Source organism: Streptomyces sp. TG1A-60, assembly GCF_037201975.1.
Taxonomy (GTDB): Bacteria; Actinomycetota; Actinomycetes; order Streptomycetales; family Streptomycetaceae; genus Streptomyces.
Genome location: NZ_CP147520.1, coordinates 4,650,585 through 4,668,180 on the forward strand (window position 1 = coordinate 4,650,585; position 17,596 = coordinate 4,668,180).

Here is a 17,596-nt window from a genome sequence, read left to right on the forward strand (position 1 = left end):
ACACCCCCATTGAAGCTGACGGACCGTCAGAAGTGAAGCCCAACGCCCGAAGCCCAACGCCCGAAGCCCAACGCCCGAAGCGCGGAGCCCGGAGCCCGAAGCCCAACGCCCGAAGCGCGGAGCCCGGAGCCCGAAGCCCAACGCCCGAAGCGCGGAGCCCGGAGCCCGAAGCCCAACGCCCGAAGCGCGGAGCCCGGAGCCCGGAGCCCGGAGCCCGGAGCCCGGAGTCTCAGCGGCCTTGGAAGCGCGGTGTCCGCCGCTCCACGAAGCTCGCCACGCCCTCCCGGGCGTCGGCCGTCGTCATGTTGATCTCCTGTGCGGCGGCCTCGGCACTGAAGGCGGTGGTGCGGTCGGTGTCGAGGGAGGCGTTGACCAGCTGTTTGGTCAGCGCCAGGGCGCGGGTCGGGCCGGTGGCGAGGCGTTCGGCCCACTCGCGGGCCGTCTTCTCCAGGTCCGGGGCGGGGACGACGCGGTTGACCAGGCCGAGGCGTGCCGCGTCGGCTGCGGGCAGGGCGTCGCCGAAGAACATCAGCTCCTTCGTACGGTGGGGGCCGACGAGGCGGGGAAGGAGGTACGCGCCGCCGCCGTCGGGGACGAGGCCGCGCCGTACGAACACCTCGGCGAAACGGGCCCCTTCGGCCGCCAGGACCAGGTCGCAGGCGAGGGCGAGGTGTGCGCCGAGACCGGCCGCCGTGCCGTTCACCGCCGCTATCACCGGCTTCTCGCAGTCGAGCACGGCCGCGATGAGGCGCTGGGCGCCGAGGCGGATCACGCGCGCCACGTCACCGCTCACACGCTCTCCACCGCCACCGCCCCGGGTGTCGCCGGTCGGGCCGCCGCCGGTCGGGCCGCCGCCGGTCGGGCCGCCGCCGGTCGGGCCGCCGCCGGTCGAGGTGCTGACGGTCGAGGTGGCCTCGGCCGGGCCGTCGCCCGTCGTCGCGCCCCGCAGGTCCGCCCCGGCGCAGAAGCCGCGGCCCGTCGCGGTGATCACGACGGCGCGCACGGCGGGGTCGGCGGAGGCGTCGCAGAGGAGGCGGATGAGGCGTTCCCGCTGGTCGGGGGTGATGGCGTTCATCGCCTCGGGGCGGTTGAGGGTGATCCAGGAGACGGCGTTGTCAGTGGCGTGCAGTATCAATGAGTCACGGGATTTTTCGGGATGTTCGAGGGGGAAGCGGACATGTGGGTGCTCCTGTTCCTGCGGAGAGTGATGGCGGTCCTGGGTGTGTGGGGGCGCTCAGCGGCACACCGCGAGCGCGTCCAGCGCCACGGCCCCCTGCCCCCGCGGCAGCACCATCAGCGGATTGATGTCCAACTCCGCGAGCTGGTCCCCGAGTTCGAGCGCCATGCGCTGCACCCGGAGGACGACCTCCACGAGCGCGTCCACGTCGGCCGGGGGAGCCCCGCGCACCCCGTCCAGCAGGGCCCGCCCGCGCAGTTCGGCGAGCATGGCGCGGGCCTGGTCCTCGCCGAAGGGCGGCACGCGGACGGCGGAGTCGCGGAGGACCTCCACGAGGACACCGCCGAGCCCGACGGTGACGGTCGGCCCGAAGAGGCCGTCGTGGGTGACGCCCACGACCATCTCCACGCCCCGCTCGACCATCTGGCACACCAGCACCCCGTCGAGGGAGACGTCCTCGTAGCGGGCGATGTCGGTCAGCTCCCGATAGGCGTCGCGGATCTGGCTCGCGGAGGTCAGGCCGATCTTCACCAGGCCGAGTTCCGTCTTGTGGGCGATCCGCGCGCCGGACGCCTTCATCACCACCGGGTAGCCGACGAGGCTCGCCGCGCGTACGGCCGCCGCCGCGCTGGTCACCAACTGCTCGCGCGGCACCCGTATCCCGTAGGCGCGCAGCAGCTGCTTGGCCGCGTGCTCACTCAGCTGCAGGCCGGGCCGCATCAGCGCCTGCGCCTTGCGGAAGGAGGGCGAGGGGGAGCGCGGTGCCTCGTCGAAGGGGGAGCGGTAGGCGGCGGTGAAGCGGCTGTGGTCGAGGTGGGCGCGGACGGCGGTGATGCAGTTGGCGAAGGTACGGAAGGTCGCCACCCGGGACGACCCGAGAAGGGTCTCGCGGTACGCGGCCTCGGTGCCCACCGGCGATCCCCACACCACGCACACCAGCTTGTCCGTCCGCTCCGCCGCGGCCACCAGGTCCTGGGCGAGCTTGTCGCTCATGGGGGGAAGGGGCCGGTGATGGGGCAGATCAGCACGCCCACCGCCGGGTCGTCGAGGATCGCGTCGAGGATGCGGGGGCCGCGCCAGTCGCCCACGGGATGACCGCCGTTGTCGACGGGGTTGGCCACGCTCAGGTGGTCGGGGATCCACTGGTGCAGCTCGGCCTGCTTGGCCTGCGAGAGGGTGGGCAGAGGCAGCCCGGCCTCCGTGGCGAGGTCGGCGAAGTGCGCGCCCGTGCCGCCCGAGATCGAATAGACGACGACGCCGTCGGCCCTCGGCTGGGCCGGCCCCGGGGTCCGGGGCCGGTGGGCGCGCGCCAACAGGGTGGCGGTGTCCTGGAGTTCGTCCAGGCCGTCGACGCGTATCACGCCGAACTGTCGCATCGCCGCGTCGACCACCGCGTCCGCGCCGGTCAGCTTGCCGGTGTGGGAGGCGGCGGTGCGGGCGCCGGTCTCGGTGCGGCCGACCTTCACGGCGACGACGGGGACACCGCGCCGAGCGGCCCGGTCGGCGGCGAGGAGGAAGGAGCGGCCGTCCTTCAGTCCCTCGACGTAGCAGGCGATGGCGCCAACCTCGGGGCGTTCGGCGAAGTAGGAGATGAAGTCGGCGGTCTCCAGATCGGCCTCGTTGCCGGTGGGGGCCCAGTGGGAGAGGCGGATGCCGAGTTCCTGGAGGGCGAAGACGGGGCGGCCCTGGTGGCCGGACTGGGTGATCAGCGCGATCGCGGGCCCGTCGAGGTCGTCGCGGAAGTGCTCGAAGGCGTTGAGGTTGGTGTTGGGGCCGAGCAGCCGCAGTCCGTCGGAGCGGGCCACGGCGGCGGCCAGCCGTTCCTGCGCGGCGGTGCCCTCCGCTCCGGTCTCGGCGAAGCCGGAGGCGAAGGCGACGGCGAACTTCACCTTGGCCTCGGCCAGTTCGTCGATCACGGGGAGAGGGTCGGAGAGGAGCAGGACGGCGAGGTCGACCTGTTCGGGCAGGTCGGCGACGGAAGGGGAGCACGGGATGCCGAAGACCGCCGCGCGGGTGGGGTGCACGGGGTGCAGCCGGGCGCCGGTCCGTTCGGACCAGGCGAGTAGTTGCCGGGTGATCCCCGTGTTCGGTCGGCCCTCCGTGTCCGAGGCGCCGACGACGGCGACGGACTCGGGGCGGAAGAAACGGTCCAGATCGGCGACGGCTGCGTGCAGCGGTCGTCCGCTGACGTCCACGTCGCCGGCCTCGGCGGGCCTGCCGTGCACGACCTGCGCGGGGTGCTCGCCGCAGGCGATGGCGCGGGCCCGGCGGGAGTCGGTGGTGAGGGTGCCGTGGGTTGATCCAAGCATCGGTCCGCCCGCTCCTGTTGACAGCCAATCCAGTGACGTGACGCGGTCACGTATCTGACGACACGTCAGATTTCAGACTACTGAACTGACGCTGCGTCAGGAATGGGTCTGCGAGCAAAGTTACGTGGCAGTAAGGAAGTTGTACCCGCATGAGGTGGCGGTCAGACGTCCCCACCGACATGGTGACCCCCGGGCGGCCGGCGCGCTCGGCATCCACCCGCCGCTCGGTCTGTTCACTTCCGACCCGGACAGGTCCGACAACGCGGCGGTACGGCGGTACTGCGGTGAACTGACGGGTATCGGGAACCCCGGCGGTGAAACCGGCCGGTAGGCCGACGAGCCAAACCCCCGCAGTCGACCGCTCCCCTTCCGGCGGTCGCTCAGCGTGCGGCGCGGATCTGTACGGTGACCGCGTCGCGCGTGGCGACCCCGCCCTTCCTGGCGACGGCCTTGGCTATCTTCTCGGCGTCGAGGGCGAGTTCGCGGAGCATGCCGCTGATGGGGTTGGTGAAGCCGGTGAAGTACAGGCCGGGGGCGTTCTCGGGACAGCGCGGCCCGCGCACGACCGGCTTTCCGCGCCCGTCCAGCACATCGAGGTGGCCGACGAGTCCCTCCAGGGCCCGCCGGTAGCCGGTGGCCGCGATCACGGTGTCGGTTTCGACCCGGCCGCCGTCGCCGAGGACGACCTTGCCGTCCTCGAACCCCTCGACCGGGCCGACGATCTCGACCTTCCCCTTGCGTACGGCGTCGATGAGGCCGACGTCCTGCACGGGGATGGACCCCTCGTTCACACGGGAGTAGAGGCCGGTGTCGGGCCGGGGCAGTCCGTGCGCCGACAGGTCCGGCACGCTGAGCTTCGCCATCGGCTTGGCGAGCCGGTCCACGAGGGCGACCGGCAGCCGCCGTACGAGGACGCCGGTGTACTGGGCCGCCCACCCGGCCGTCGACCGGCGCACGATGTGCGGAGCCGTACGCACCGCGAGCCGTACGCGCCCCGCCCCGCCCTCGACGAGGTCGACGGCGATCTCGGCGCCGGTGTTGCCGATGCCGACGACGAGGACGTCACGGCCGGCGTACGGCTCGGGGTCGCGGTACTGGGAGGCGTGCACCAGCTCGCCCCTGAAGGAGTCCCGGCCCGGCCAGTCGGGCACGTGCGGCGTGTGGTTGCAGCCGGTGGCGACGACGACCGCGCTGCCGGTCAGCTCACGGCCGCCGGTGGCGCGCAGCAGCCAGCCGGTGCCGTCCGCGCTCCGCTCGACGCGGGACACCTCGACACCGGTCACGATCTCCAACCGGTGCACCTCGGCGTACTTCTCCAGGTACCGCACCACGCCGTCCCGCGACACCCACCGCCCGAAGCGGCGCGGTATGGGCAGGCCGGGCAGCCCCGACAGCCGCCGGGTCGTGTGCAGACGCAGCCGGTCGTAGTGCCGCCGCCAGGACGCCCCCACCCGGTCCGACTTCTCCAGCACCACGGCCCGCACCCCCTGGGCCCGCAACGCGTACGCGACGGCCAGCCCGCCGGGGCCGCCGCCGATCACGTAGACGGGGTGGGCGGCGGCGTTCGCGGATCCTGCGGATGCTGTGGAGTCGGCCATGTGCCTGAGCGTATGCGCGCCCTCACTTGATGGGTCTCGGTCAAGACCGGAATCGGTTGCGGATTGATCACGACTGTGGGAGACGTGGGTGGGATGTGTGGCGTAGGTCTCCTGGAGTGTGGGGAGGTGGGGTGTGCGGGCGGCCGTCTGCGACGAGCACGGATGCCCGGATCTTCCGGGCATGGTGTCGTTCGCTGCGTCATCATGGGCGGTGCACAACTTCCCCCTGTGGAAAGGTCGGTTCACATCCATGACGCACACTTCCGACGACGCCGACCTCAGCGCCGTGCCGATCGATCTGGTCTCGGCCGTCAAAGCGCTCCGTACACAGATCGCCGAGGCCGCCGCGACGGATCCCGAGTCGGACATCCGTTTCCAGGTGGGGCCGATCGAGCTTGAGTTCACCGTGTCGCTCACCCGGGACCGGAGCGTCAAGGGCGGAGTGAAGGCGTGGGTCGTGACGGCCGACGCGGAGGGCAGACGGTCGACGGCGCACACACACCGGGTGACACTCGGCCTCACACCGATCTCGGCGGCTACCGGGGAGAGTCCCGAGATCAACAACTCCGACGCCGGTCATCGCATCGTTCGGTGAGGGCGGGCGCCGTCCGATGAATGCCGGGAGTTCGATGAATGCCGGCGGTACGACGACGGTCGTCCGTCATCCCAGCCGTGCGCATCTGGTCGCCGTCACGACGGCGGGCGACGAGGTGCGCGGCAGCGGCTATCTGCTCGGCAGCCGTCTCGTCCTGACGGCCGGGCACGTCGTGAAAGCCGTCGGCGCCGGGAAGGTGCGGGTCTGCCGTATGCAGACGCTGCGCAGTGTGCCGGCGAAGGTGTGGCGGATCGAAGGGGATGTCGCCCTGCTACGGCTGGCGGAGGACCTCGCCGGACCGGTTGAGCTGGGTGATGTGGAGATCAGCGCTCTGGCGGCCGATGCGCGGTTCGACGACTGCGCCGCGCTCGGCCTGCCGGCCGTGATGACAAGGGTCGTGGCGGGCGTGACGCCCCTGGAACCGGCTTTCCGTATCGCTTCCAACAGCGCCGACAGCCACGGCTACCTCTCGCTCGAACTCGTCGGTCACCCGCCGGGCGGGGAGTCACCGTGGAGTGGGATGTCAGGGGCGCCGGTGTTCCATGCCGGGCGGTGGCTGGTGGGAGTCGTGCTGCGGGACTCGGCCGGATGGGAGCACTCGCGGCTGGAGGCGGCACCGATCGGGGCGTTCTTCGAAGCGGCGCCCGAACTCGACGCTCTCTTCCGGGTCTCGCGGCCGGCCACGGAGTGGGACGCCCAGGACGCCGCGTTCCTGGACTCGTACCGGAGGGAGGTGGTCCGGCGGTACGGGCACATCGAACTGTTCGGGCTCGGGCTGCGCGGACTTGAGGACGACATTGGCATCGAGCACGCATACGTCAGCTTGCGTGCGGGCCTCCCCGCCCCCCGCTGGCTCCCCCGGGAGGCACGACGCCCGACCAGGCACGCCCCGTCGAGCAACTGATCCCGAAGAACACCCGGCTGTTGCTCAGGGGCGACCCCGGAGCAGGTAAGTCCACCCTGCTCGAATGGCTGGCCGTCTCCATGGCGCGCCGCTCCTGCCAAGGCCCGCTGGAGTCGTTCAACCACCGCGTGCCGTTCCTGCTGCGGCTACGCGACATGTACGCGCCGCGGTGGAAGCAGGTGGAGGGTCTCGACGGGGTGCCACCCGAGCCCGAGCGGTTCCTCGACTTCAACCGGATGGCGGTCGGCTCCGCGCCGCCCGACGGATGGATCCGCCGCATGCTCGACCAGGAGCGGGCACTGCTCCTCGTCGACGGCTTGGACGAGGTGTTGGAAGCCCACCGGGACGGCGTCATCGACTGGATCAGCCAGCTGCTCCGGGACCACCCGCAACTGCACATCATCGTCACCGGACGCCCAGAGGCCCTGCGTGACTGGCCGCCGCCGCAGCGGCTCGGGTTCGCCGAGATCAAGTTGCTTGAGCTGAACGGAGAACAACGGGCCGAGCTGATCCACAAGTGGCACGAGGCGGCTGCCCTCGGGGTCCGTTCCGCCCGCTTCGGGGATGAGGAGCGCGAACGCAGGATCAGTCGGCTGACCGATCTGGAAACCGCCCTCACCCGGCACATCGACGACTCCGAGGACCTGTCCGCGCTGGCCGCGACTCCACTCCTGTGCGCCGTGCTGTGCAAGCTCCATGAGGTGCACGGTGCCCGGCTCCCCCGGTTCCGGCAGGAGCTGTACGCGCGCACCATCAACATGATGCTGGGATTGCGCGACGAGGAACGAGAGGTTCCCGACCTGCTGCCCCACCTGGACGTCGACCAGCGACGGGCCATCCTCTCCTGGATCGCCGGGTACCTCACCACCGAAGGCGAGCGGGAGATCACCCTCCAGCGCTTCGACGAGAAGGTACGGGAACGGCTGCGCAGCCTCGGGCGCGACGCCGACACCTACACCGCCGAGGAGATACGCGAGGCCCTGCGCAGACGGAGCGGCCTGCTGGTCGCCCCGAGCGAGGACAGCCTCCGCTTCAGCCACCGCACGTTCCAGGACTACCTCGCCGCCACGGACATGGTCGCCCAGCGGGCCTTCGGGCAGCTGGCCGGGCATGCGGGGGACGAGACCTGGGGCGATGTCCTCCGGTTCGCCATGAGCCAGTGCAATCTCGCGGACACGGGGGAGTTCGTCACACAGTTCCGACGCAAACTGCGGCTGGTGACGGACCGCAAGCTACGGGCGCGGATGCGGTTGGCGGCGGGGTCGTGCATCCCGTACGCGGTGCAGATGGCGGAGGAGGATCGGAGGGCGCTGGCTTCGGGGGCGGCGAAGACGTTCTTCTCCGCTGCGAAGAAAGGACCCCTCGGCGGTTCCCACCTGAGCCAGTACGCGGCAGCAGGTCCCGACCTGCTGTCGGCGCTGGAGCGGGGCATCGAGTGGGAGCATTCAGAGCTCTGCGCATACCTGATCCGTTTGGCCGGCATGGTGGGGGGCCCTGAGGCGGTCCGTTTCCTGGCGCGGATTCCGCGCGAACTACGGCAGGGGCTGGCGGAATCCCTCATCTCGGAGTGGGACCGTTTCCCGGGCGCGGAGTACCCCACTGAGTTGCTCACAGGCCTGAACGTCAGCAGAGTGGTGATCGCCTTCACGGAACAGCTGGACCATGTGCGGGCCCTTGGCCGGGTCGACACCCTTCAGATGACCACGCAGGCTCCCGCCACCGCAGTTGCCGCTTTTGCCAATGATCACTCTGTCCGTGTTCTGAGCCTGAGCAATGAGGTGTTGCAAGAAGGCTCTTCACTCGCCGGTCTCTCCGCCGCACACACGATGTCCGCGCTCTCCCTCGGCGGCCCGGGAATTCGGGTGAGCTCTCTGATCGAAAACACCTTGCTGGCGCGCATATGGTTCTGGCGTTCCTGTGACGTCCGGTTCACCGCGCCCGCACTCCCCGGTGTCATCGATCTGAGTCTCATCGCGATGCCCGACGACTGGGCGGAACAGGCGGCGGGCTGGACAGGTCTCACCCACCTGGGGCTCTTCGGCCGGGCGGTGCAGGGGATGGATCGGCTCGGCGATCTGCCCGCCCTCACCCACCTGGTCGTCGGGTGGGAGTCCGCGTACTCGACACCCCGTAGCCTCGCGCACCCCGGTGTGACACACATGAGTGTCATTTGTGCCAGTGAGTCCTGGGAGTTGGACCTCACCCACGTGCCGATCGTATTCCCCTCCCTGACCGAACTCGTGGTCAACACACGTCTGGACAGCCGTCAACCCGTGGACGTGACGAACCTCGGCTCCCTGACGCAACTCCATCTCCGTCTCGTCGGCTTCACCCCCGACGACGGCCGTGTCCGTGGAGCCGACGCCTTCCCGAAGGACCGACTCAGCTGGGAATAGCACCCCCCTTGCACATCCACCTCCCATCCGCTGAACTGACGTACCGTCAGAAACCCCACCCCGATGTGGAAGGGCGGCGTCGATGGACACGATCTGGCTCTCCGGTGCCGAATGGCTGGCTGTCCTTCGGATCGGTCTCGGGCTGTGGTGGCTGGAGAGTTGGCGGCACAAGGACAAGAAGACGTGGTTCGAGGGGGCCGGGATCGCGTGGGCGGCGGGGGTGGCCGGTAATCACCGGTGGGAGGTGGTGCGACGTGGGTTCGACGTGGTGGTCAAGCCTCGGCCGCGGACCATGGCCCACGTCGTCGCGTACGCCGAACTCGCCCTCGGCCTCGGCCTGATCCTCGGGTTCCTGACGCCGATCGCGCTGGTCGGCGGGCTGTTGCTCAGTGTGCTCTACCTCGTGCTGATGATCCACGACTGGGCCGAGCAGGGGCAGAACTCGATGATGGCGCTCATCTCGGTGGTGGGGCTGTTCGGCATGTCCTGGCAGACGTGGTCGGTCGACAGCGCGCTGGGGTTGTTCTGATGAGCGGCGGCGGCGGCGGTGGCGGCGGCGCCGCGCGGTTCGACCTTCCGGAGGCCGACGCGTTCACCCGTACGTACTGGGACGCTGCCGCCGACGGCCGGTTGCTCCTGCGGCGCTGCGGGGCGACGGACTGCGGGCGCGCTCATCACTGTCCGCGCGAGTTCTGCCCGTACTGCTGGAGCGAGGACGTGCGGTGGGAGGAGGCCTCCGGGCGCGCCACGCTCTACACCTGGTCCGTCGTCCACCGGAACGATCTGCCGCCGTTCGGGGAGCGGACGCCGTACGTCGCCGCCGTCGTCGATCTCGTCGAGGGGCCGCGCATGATGAGCGAAGTCGTGGAGTGCGCGGAGGCGGACCTGCGCGTGGGGATGGGGTTGGACGTGGTGTTCCGGGAGGCCGGGGACTTCGTGGTGCCCGTGTTTCGCGCGCGGTCGTGAGACGGCGCGCGGTTCCATGGGGGCGTGAGGCGTACTGATGAGCGGTCGCCTGAGTCCGCCCTCTGACTCCGGCTCCGCACGGGGACGCTCCCTGGAGCCCGCTCCGTAGGGCCCGCTCCGTAGGGGAGGGAAAACGCGGTGCGGCCGACGGGCGGTCAGCGGTACCGTCCCGGCATGCGAGATCGTCATGGCAGCGCACCTCACGAGAACGCACCTCACGACACCGCACGTCACCAGAAGGCACCTCACGAGAACGCGGATGGCGGGTACGCACCCGTCGACGACCCCGACGGGTACTTCGGTGAAGCCGTCGCCGCGCACTACGACGACACCTCCGCCGACATGTTCACCCCGGCCGCCGTGGAACCGGTCGTGGAGCTGATCGCCGGGCTCGCGTGCGGGCCGGGAGGGGAGGCTCGGGCGTTGAAGTTCGGGGTCGGCACGGGACGTGTCGCGCTGCCGCTCGCCCGTCGGGGCGTGCCGGTGCACGGCATCGACATGTCGCGGGCCATGGTGGAGCGGATGCGTGCCAAGCCGGGAGGCGCGGACATCGGTGTCACCATCGGGGACTTCGCCACCACGCGGGTGGACGGCAGTTTCACCGTCGCCTACCTCGTCTTCAACACGATCAACAATCTCACCACGCAGGACGCCCAGGTCGACTGCTTCCGCAACGCCGCCGCGCACCTGGTCCCCGGAGGCTGCTTCGTGATCGAGGTCGGCGTGCCGGACCTGCGGCGGCTGCCGCCGGGGCAGAACGCGGTGCCGTTCCACGTCGGCCCGGAGCGGTTGGGGTTCGACACGTACGACGTGGCGACGCAGGGGACGCGGTCGCACCACGTCATGGTCGTCGACGGGCGGACGGTGTACCGGTCGATTCCCTTCCGGTACGCCTGGCCGGCCGAGCTGGATCTGATGGCGCGTCTGGCCGGGATGCGGCTGCGGGACCGGTGGGCGGGGTGGAACGGCGAGCCGTTCACGAACGAGAGCACGCGGCACGTGTCCGTGTGGGAGAAAGTCTGAGCCGTCCCCCGGGCGCCCGAGCGGCCGGTTCCCCCGGCGCCCCGGTTCCCTGGCGCCCCGGTCGTCCGAGCGCCTGGTTCCCTGGGCAACACACCTAGGGCCACAGCAACTCGGTGACCCAGCGCTCCCCCTGCCGCCGGTAGGTGAGCCGTACGTGTCGGCGCCGCGCGTCTCCCTGGAAGAACTCCACCTCGTCCGGCTCCACGACGTACGCCGTCCAGGACGGCACGGCCACGTCCGGCTCCCGTTCGGCCCGTGCCCAGGCGGCCTCCGACGTGCGCTCCAACTCCTCGTACGAGGACAGGACTTCGCTCTGGCGGCCCACGAGGGCGGCGGCCAGCGCGCCCGTCGAGCGGGCGTGCAGATCGGCGTGGGCGACCTCGGCGGGCTCGACCGTGACCCGGCCGCGCACCCGTACCTGGCGGCCGAGGAGGGGCCAGTAGAAGCCGAGCGCGGCGTACGGGCGGGCGGCCAGGTGCCGTCCCTTGCGGCTGCCCGCGTGGGAGGCGAAGTGCCAGCCCCGTGCGTCCACGTCGTGCATCATCACCGTACGGACGTCCGGCCGCCCCTCCGTGTCCGCCGTCGCCAGCGACATCGTGTGCGGCTCCACCTCCCCGGCCGCCACCACCTGACCGAACCACTCCGTGAACAGCGCCGACGGATCGGCGGGCGCGGCCCCCGGGTCGAACAGCGGCAACGCGCTGACCTGCGGATCCCACACCCGCAGAGTCCGCAGGGTCCGCACGAACTCGGACGACCGGCTCCGGGGGGCGTCGGGGCGGGAGGAGGGCTGAGGGCGGGAAGGCGGCTCGATCATGGGTAGGACGGTCTCACGCCGTGCCGAGGTCGGACGAGACCCACCTCTCGGGGCGCATACGGATGACGACCTGCTCGCCGTGGTTCTTCGTGGCGAAGTCGATGTAGCCGTCGACCCTTTCGGCCGGGAGGTAGCGGGCGGAGATCTCGCGCAGGTGGTCGAGGGTGGCGGGGGCCGTGTCGATGACGGGGCCCTCGACGGAGACGTAGCGGATGGTGGGTTCGAGGCGGTCGATCATCAGGGTGAAGCGGCCGGCGGCCTGGATGAGCCGGTTCTTGCGGGTGTCCTGACCGGTCATGACCCAGATCTCGCCGCCGGGTTCGTACTGGTACCAGATCGGCACCGTCAGCGGCGCCCTCCCCTCCCCGGCGTCCACGGCCAGCGCGGCCACGTGCGCCTCGGCCAGAAACTCCTCGCGCTCCTTGCGGGACAGTGCCATGTCTCTCCTCCGGGACGACTTCGTCTCCCTGGGACAGCGTGCTCGCGCCCGCACCGTATTCCCGGAGCGGGCGGGTTGCCTCACCCCCGTCCCAGAACCACCGTCCCCGACGAGCAGAACCACCCGCCCGTGCCCGAGGCGACCGCCAGCCGGGGCAGGTGGCCGTCGGAGGCCCGGACCTGGCGTTCCCCCGCCTCGCCGCGCAGCTGACGTACGGCTTCGACGAGGAGGAAGAGGCCGCGCATGCCGGGGTGTTGGGCGGAGAGGCCGCCGCCGTCGGTGTTGACGGGGAGGTCGCCGGTGAGGGTGAGGCGGTTGTCCTCGACGAAGGCGCCACCCTCGCCCTTCGCACAGAAGCCGAGGTCCTCCAGGGTCAGGAGGGTCATGTAGGTGAAGGCGTCGTAGATCTCGGCGAAGTCGATCTCGGCCGGGCCGACACCCGCCCGCTCGAAGGCCAGGCGGCCACTGACCGCCGCCGGGGAGACCGTGAAGTCCGGCCACTCGGACATGGTCGTGTGGGAGACGTGCTCGCCCGTGCCGAGGATCCAGACGGGGGTGGTCGGCCGGCAGTCCCGTACGTACTCCTCGGCGGCCAGCAGGACCGCCGCGCCGCCGTCGGAGCGGATGCAGCAGTGGAGCCTGGTGAACGGGTCCGCGATCGGCGGGGAGGAGAGCACGTCGTCGACGGTGATCGGCGTGCGGAACATCGCCTCCGGGTTCGCCGCCGCGTTCGTCCGCGCCTGCACGGCCACGGAGGCCAGCTGTTCCAGGGTCGTGCCGTACTCGTGCACGTGGCGGCGCGCGGCCATGGCGTACTTGGCGATCAGGGTGTGCCCGTAGGGGACCTCGAACTGCAGGGGACCGCGCGCCCCGAAGGAGAGGTTGCCCGTGCGGCGGCCCGCCTTGACGTCCGCGCGGGCCGTGGAGCCGTAGACGAGGAGGACGACGTTCGCGTGCCCGGCGGCGATCGCGTCCGCCGCGTGCGCCGCCATGACCTCCCAGGTCGCACCCCCGACGGAGGTGGAGTCCACCCAGGTGGGCCGCAGGCCCAGATACTCCGCCACCTCCACCGGGGCCAGTGTGCCCAGGCCTGCCGACGCCAGGCCGTCGATGGCCGCGCGCTCCAGTCCCGCGTCGGCGAGGGCTCGACGGGCGGCCTGCGCGTGCAGGGCGTAGGGGGGACGTCGTCCACCCGGCCGCAGTCGGACAGCGCCGCTCCGACGATCGCAACCTTCCGGCGACCACCGTCGCGCGAGACCTTTCGAACGCCGTCGCGTGACGGCGTTCGACGACCGGTACCGGGCACGGCAGGCATGGCGGGCACAGGAGGCACGGCAGTCATGGATCTGACGGTACATCAGATCCGGGTCCCCCGGCCCTGTGCTTCGGTCGCCTTCCGTCCTAACATGACGGACCGTCAGGCAGAGGCCGGAGCGAGCAGAAGGGGGGCCGCCCATGGATGCCCGCTTCACCGCCGAGCAGGAGGATGTCCGGCGCACGGTACGGGAGTTGCTGCTCAAGCGCTGCGGTCCGGAGGAGGTCCGGGCGGCCGTGCGGACGGGGGATGGATACGACGGCGGGCTGTGGGCCGCCCTCTCCGAACAGCTCGGGCTGCCGGGGCTCGCCCTGCCCGAGGCGTTCGGCGGTGTCGGCTGCTCGGTGACTGAACTGGCGCTTGCGGCAGAGGAGTTGGGTCGGGCGCTGGCCCCCTCGCCGCTGCTGTCCACCTCCGTCCTCGTCGCCCCCCTGGTCCTCGCCCTCGGCACCGAGCGTCAGCGCGCCGACCTGCTGCCCCGCCTCGCCTCAGGCCGCCTCACCGCCGCCCTCGCCGTACCGGGCACCGCACTCGCCACCGCGCTGGCGCTCACCGGCGACAACCGGGGCGAGTGGGCCGGCGGGGGCCGGGCCGGCGGCGTCCAGGCGCGGCGCGCAGGGGACGGGTGGCGGCTGTACGGGGAGGCCGGGCAGGTCCTCGACGGGCACAGCGCGGGGCTGTTGGTCGTGGCCGCGCACGCCGGAGGGTTCGCCCGCTCGCGCACGCTGCTGTTTCTCGTGCGCAAGGGGGCGGGCGCCGGTGCGGGGCTCGTGCGGGTTCGGCAGACCTCCGTCGATGCGACGCGGTCGTTCGCCCGGCTCGAACTGCGGCATGTCGAGGGGGAGTTGCTGGGATCCGACGACAACGTCGATGTGCTGTCCGCCTTGGCCGACGTCGGGGACTCGGCCGCCGCCGTGCTCGCCGCGGAAGCCGTGGGCGCCGCCGACCGGGCGTTGGAGCGGACCGTCGCGTATGTGCGGCAGCGGGAGCAGTTCGGGCGGCCGATCGGGTCGTTCCAGGCGGTGAAGCACCGGCTCGCGGACGTGTACGTACGCGTGCTCGCGGCCCGGTCGGCGGCGTACTACGCGGCCTGGGCTGCTGCCGCCGGACCGCGCGCCGAGGGCGGCGAGGGCGGCGAGCGGGTGGGCGGGCTGGCGCTCGCCCAGGCCCTGGAGGCGTTGCGGATCGCCGCCGGGGAGGGCATCCAGTTGCACGGCGGGATCGGTTTCACCTGGGAGCACGAGGCGCACCTGTACTTCAAGCGGGCCGCGGGCGACGAACTGCTCTTCGGGCCCGTGCACCGGCTGCGCGGGCGGGCGGCCGACTCGGCGGGGGTCCTCACGGTCGACGGGCGGGGCGGGCAGCGGGAGGTGCGGGGCTGATGGCTTCGAAGAGTGCGGCGGGGATGGTGCAGAGCGTGAAGGGCATGGGCGTGCGGTTGGTGCAGAAGGTGTCCTCGGCTCCGGCCTTCGCCCGGGTCGCACCGCATGTCATCCCGGCGCTGGACCGGGCCGTGCACCGGGTGACCAGGGGCCGGGTCCTCCTCAGCGCGCAGCTGCTTCCCGGCGTCGTCCTGACCGCGACCGGGGCGAGGAGCGGGATGCCGCGCCGTACACCGCTGGCCTGTATGCCGGAGGCGGGGGGCGCGAGCTGGATCCTGGTCGGCTCGAACTTCGGCCGCCCCGGCCACCCCGCGTGGAGCGCCAACCTGCTGGCCCGTCCCGACGCCGAGATCAACTGGAAGGGCCGGGACATCCCGGTCACCGCGCATCTGCTGCGGGGGGCGGAACGGGCGGCCGTATGGCAGGAGTTGCTGAGCTTCTGGCCGCCGTACTCGACGTATCAGGCACGGGTGGACCGGGAGATCCGGGTGTTCCGGATCGTACGGCGGTGAGGCCGGCCCAAGCCTGCCGGGGCAGAAGTGCCCCGGGCGTACGCCCGTCCCCGGAACGCGGCAGGCGGCACCCTCGCGTGGGGACGCCGCCCGCGTGACAGGAACCGCGTCCGGGGCTTGCCCGGGGGTGTGCCTTGCTACTTCATGGGTTTCCTGCCGGTTATGCCCAGATGGACCAACAAGGCCAGGTTGGGCTTCAGTTCGGCCTGCTTCACACCCCAGCTCTGGAAGCCCTTCTGGTGCGAGGAGACCGAGGCGAGCATGGCGACGAGGGATCCTGCGAGGGCCGCCGGGCTGACGTCCTTGTCGACCCGGCCCTTGGCCTGGAGCTCGGAGACCGTCTGCGCGAGGGAGTTGGTCACCGAGTTCAGGATCTTCATGCGGATCTTGTAGAAGCGTTTGTCGCCCTCGGCGGCGCCCAGATCGACGACCCGGAGGATCGCGTCGTTCTTGCGCCAGAACTCCAGGAAACCGTCCACGAGTTCCTGGGCGGTCTGCCAGCCGGACTTGCCGGTCCAGGAGCGGCCTTCGAGGAGCCTCGTCAACGTGGCCCCCTCGGCCGCCATGTGCTCGGCGATCTCCAGGACGGCGCCTTCGACGTCCGGGAAGTACTGGTAGAAGGTGGCCGGTGAAGTCCCCGCCTTCCGGGCGACATCAATGACTTTGACGTCCCTGTAGGGCGACGAGCTGAGCATCTCGCTGAGGCAGTCGAGCAGCTTCTGCCGGGTCGCCTGCCCTCGTCGGCCGGCCACGCGGCCGTCGACGGTACGCACTTGTCCTGTCATGCCGTCAGCTTACCGAGGGGTGATGGGAGCGCGATTCGGCCGACTGCAAATGGGGAGCGGGCGCTTCACCAAGGGGTTCGCGGGACGACCGCGGAGCGCTGTGGCGGATTTCTTTCGCCCCCACCGCCATGCCTCATCCGCGAGCCGGGGGCTACGCCCCCGGGCCACCGGGCGGGTTGCTCGTGTGCCGGTGGATGGGGGCTTGTCGCGCGTTTTCGCGCCGCTGGAAGCGAACGAGCACGGGAGCAGCGCAGGCCCCGCCGAACCGCCCTCGCCGCACAGTGTGGACGCGTCCGACGCGCGCCCGGTGTCAGCGGCCGTTAGCTTGGCCCTATGGCCGATGAGACGGGAGCCGTCGCCGATACGGAAGCCGCTGCCGGTGAGGGAACTGCTGACGGTACGGGAGCCGCCGCGTACCCCGAGGGTGTCCCCTGCTGGGTGGACGTCCAGCTGCCCGACGTGGAGGCGGGCAAGCGGTTCTACGGCGAACTCTTCGGATGGACCTTCAAGGTGGCGCCCGGAGACGGCGCGCACGAACTCTGGGCGTACTCCTCGGGCGCCACCACCACCCCCGAGGCCACCGGAAGCCCCAAGGCCGCAGGAAGCCCCGGCGACCCTGCCGCCTCCGCCCCCGTCGCCGCCCTGGCCCCCAAACCCGACGGCCGCCTCCCCACCGTCTGGACCCTGCACTTCGCGACCCCGGACGCCGCCGCCCTCACCGCCCGGATCACGGCGGCCGGCGGCCGGGTGATCACGCCGCCCACCCGGATCGGCACGCTCGGCACGGCCGTGCTCGCCACCGACCCGGAGGGCGCCGTCTTCGGCCTCTGGCAGGCCGGCACGCACCACGGTTTCGGGCGGCGCCACGAACCCGGCACGTTCACCTGGGCCGAGCTGTACACCCGGGACACCAAGGCGGCCAACGCCTTCTACGCGCACCTCTTCCACGACGCGCTCTTCGGCCCCGGCGCGGTCCCGGACGTCGGCAGGGCCGCGCTCACGGACGTCTTCCCGGAGGTGATGCCGCCGCACTTCCTCGTCCACTTCGGGACGGCGGACTGCGAGGCCGCGCTCGGGACCGTCAGCCGGCTCGGGGGCCGGGTGCAGGTGCCGCTGTTCGACACGTCGTACGGACATGTGGCGGTCGTCACGGACAATCAAGGAGCGTCGTTCGCGCTCCTTGAGCGGAGCGACGGAAACGGCTGGCAGGAGGTGTCGCGGGAGGCGGACCCGGCGGAGCAGCGCCCGGACGACCTGCGGCAGCGGGGGGACGACGAGGGCGAGGACGCACGCTGACCGGCGCGCGGACCGGACACCCGTCACGGACCCGCGGTGACGCCGGAGAACACCCCCGAGGTGACGGGCCGACGGGCTCGCA

Annotated in this window: 14 protein-coding genes and 2 pseudogenes; 9 read left to right on the plus strand and 7 right to left on the minus strand. The window is 71.4% G+C overall.

What is annotated here, in order from left to right; genetic code table 11:
• Positions 1–229 precede the first annotated feature (229 nt).
• From WBG99_RS20175 to WBG99_RS20185, 3 genes and pseudogenes are all read right to left on the minus strand, one after another.
• A complete protein-coding gene (locus WBG99_RS20175) occupies positions 230–1,135 on the minus strand; it encodes an enoyl-CoA hydratase-related protein (RefSeq protein WP_338897628.1) in 906 nt (301 codons plus the stop codon).
• Between the two features lie 99 nt (positions 1,136–1,234).
• Positions 1,235–3,486 (minus strand): annotated as a pseudogene (locus WBG99_RS20180) (acetate--CoA ligase family protein).
• Positions 3,487–3,866: 380 nt separating this feature from the next.
• Positions 3,867–5,084: an NAD(P)/FAD-dependent oxidoreductase gene (locus WBG99_RS20185; protein ID WP_338897629.1), complete on the minus strand. Its 1,218-nt coding sequence runs from the start codon at positions 5,082–5,084 to the stop codon at positions 3,867–3,869.
• A 250-nt stretch (positions 5,085–5,334) separates the two neighbouring features.
• On the opposite strand from WBG99_RS20185, the gene WBG99_RS20190 reads away from it, so the two are divergent.
• The 6 genes from WBG99_RS20190 (at position 5,335) to WBG99_RS20215 (ending at position 10,968) form a co-directional block, all read left to right on the plus strand.
• A complete protein-coding gene (locus tag WBG99_RS20190) occupies positions 5,335–5,679 on the plus strand; it encodes a trypco2 family protein (RefSeq protein WP_338897630.1) in 345 nt (114 codons plus the stop codon).
• 34 nt (positions 5,680–5,713) lie between these two features.
• The gene (locus WBG99_RS20195; protein ID WP_338897631.1) at positions 5,714–6,583 is read left to right on the plus strand and encodes a trypsin-like peptidase domain-containing protein; all 870 of its coding nucleotides are present in this window, start codon (positions 5,714–5,716) and stop codon (positions 6,581–6,583) included.
• A gap of 20 nt (positions 6,584–6,603) precedes the next feature.
• Positions 6,604–8,979, plus strand: coding sequence for an NACHT domain-containing protein (locus tag WBG99_RS20200; protein WP_338897632.1), 2,376 nt, complete (start codon positions 6,604–6,606; stop codon positions 8,977–8,979).
• 82 nt (positions 8,980–9,061) lie between these two features.
• Positions 9,062–9,508 (plus strand): DoxX family protein, encoded by a 447-nt coding sequence (locus tag WBG99_RS20205; protein WP_338897633.1) that lies wholly within the window; start codon positions 9,062–9,064, stop codon positions 9,506–9,508.
• Complete coding sequence (locus tag WBG99_RS20210) at positions 9,508–9,945, plus strand: OB-fold domain-containing protein (protein WP_338897634.1); 438 nt, start codon at positions 9,508–9,510, stop codon at positions 9,943–9,945. Before WBG99_RS20205 ends, WBG99_RS20210 begins: the two co-directional genes overlap by 1 nt.
• A gap of 174 nt (positions 9,946–10,119) precedes the next feature.
• The gene (locus tag WBG99_RS20215) at positions 10,120–10,968 is read left to right on the plus strand and encodes a class I SAM-dependent methyltransferase (protein WP_338897635.1); all 849 of its coding nucleotides are present in this window, start codon (positions 10,120–10,122) and stop codon (positions 10,966–10,968) included.
• 94 nt (positions 10,969–11,062) lie between these two features.
• Here WBG99_RS20215 and WBG99_RS20220 read toward each other — a convergent pair whose 3' ends face one another.
• The 3 genes and pseudogenes from WBG99_RS20220 to WBG99_RS20230 all read right to left on the minus strand — a co-directional run bounded on the left by WBG99_RS20220 (position 11,063) and on the right by WBG99_RS20230 (position 13,449).
• Positions 11,063–11,785, minus strand: a complete 723-nt coding sequence (locus WBG99_RS20220; RefSeq protein WP_338897636.1) for a pyridoxal 5'-phosphate synthase — start codon at positions 11,783–11,785, stop codon at positions 11,063–11,065.
• Between the two features lie 13 nt (positions 11,786–11,798).
• Positions 11,799–12,224, minus strand: coding sequence for a pyridoxamine 5'-phosphate oxidase family protein (locus WBG99_RS20225; RefSeq protein ID WP_338897637.1), 426 nt, complete (start codon positions 12,222–12,224; stop codon positions 11,799–11,801).
• Between the two features lie 80 nt (positions 12,225–12,304).
• Positions 12,305–13,449, minus strand: a pseudogene (locus tag WBG99_RS20230) (acetyl-CoA acetyltransferase).
• Between the two features lie 230 nt (positions 13,450–13,679).
• Between WBG99_RS20230 and WBG99_RS20235 the strand changes: the two are divergent.
• Both WBG99_RS20235 and WBG99_RS20240 read left to right on the plus strand, forming a co-directional pair.
• On the plus strand, positions 13,680–14,921 hold the full coding sequence (locus WBG99_RS20235; protein WP_338897638.1) for an acyl-CoA dehydrogenase family protein: 1,242 nt from the start codon (positions 13,680–13,682) through the stop codon (positions 14,919–14,921).
• A gap of 23 nt (positions 14,922–14,944) precedes the next feature.
• Positions 14,945–15,433, plus strand: a complete 489-nt coding sequence (locus tag WBG99_RS20240) for a nitroreductase/quinone reductase family protein (protein ID WP_338900414.1) — start codon at positions 14,945–14,947, stop codon at positions 15,431–15,433.
• Positions 15,434–15,570: 137 nt separating this feature from the next.
• On the opposite strand, the gene WBG99_RS20245 is transcribed toward WBG99_RS20240, so the two are convergent.
• Entirely contained in the window at positions 15,571–16,218 is a 648-nt protein-coding gene (locus tag WBG99_RS20245; RefSeq protein ID WP_338897639.1) for a TetR family transcriptional regulator, read from the minus strand.
• A 333-nt stretch (positions 16,219–16,551) separates the two neighbouring features.
• On the opposite strand from WBG99_RS20245, the gene WBG99_RS20250 reads away from it, so the two are divergent.
• Positions 16,552–17,514: a VOC family protein gene (locus tag WBG99_RS20250; protein ID WP_338897640.1), complete on the plus strand. Its 963-nt coding sequence runs from the start codon at positions 16,552–16,554 to the stop codon at positions 17,512–17,514.
• Positions 17,515–17,596 lie beyond the last annotated feature (82 nt).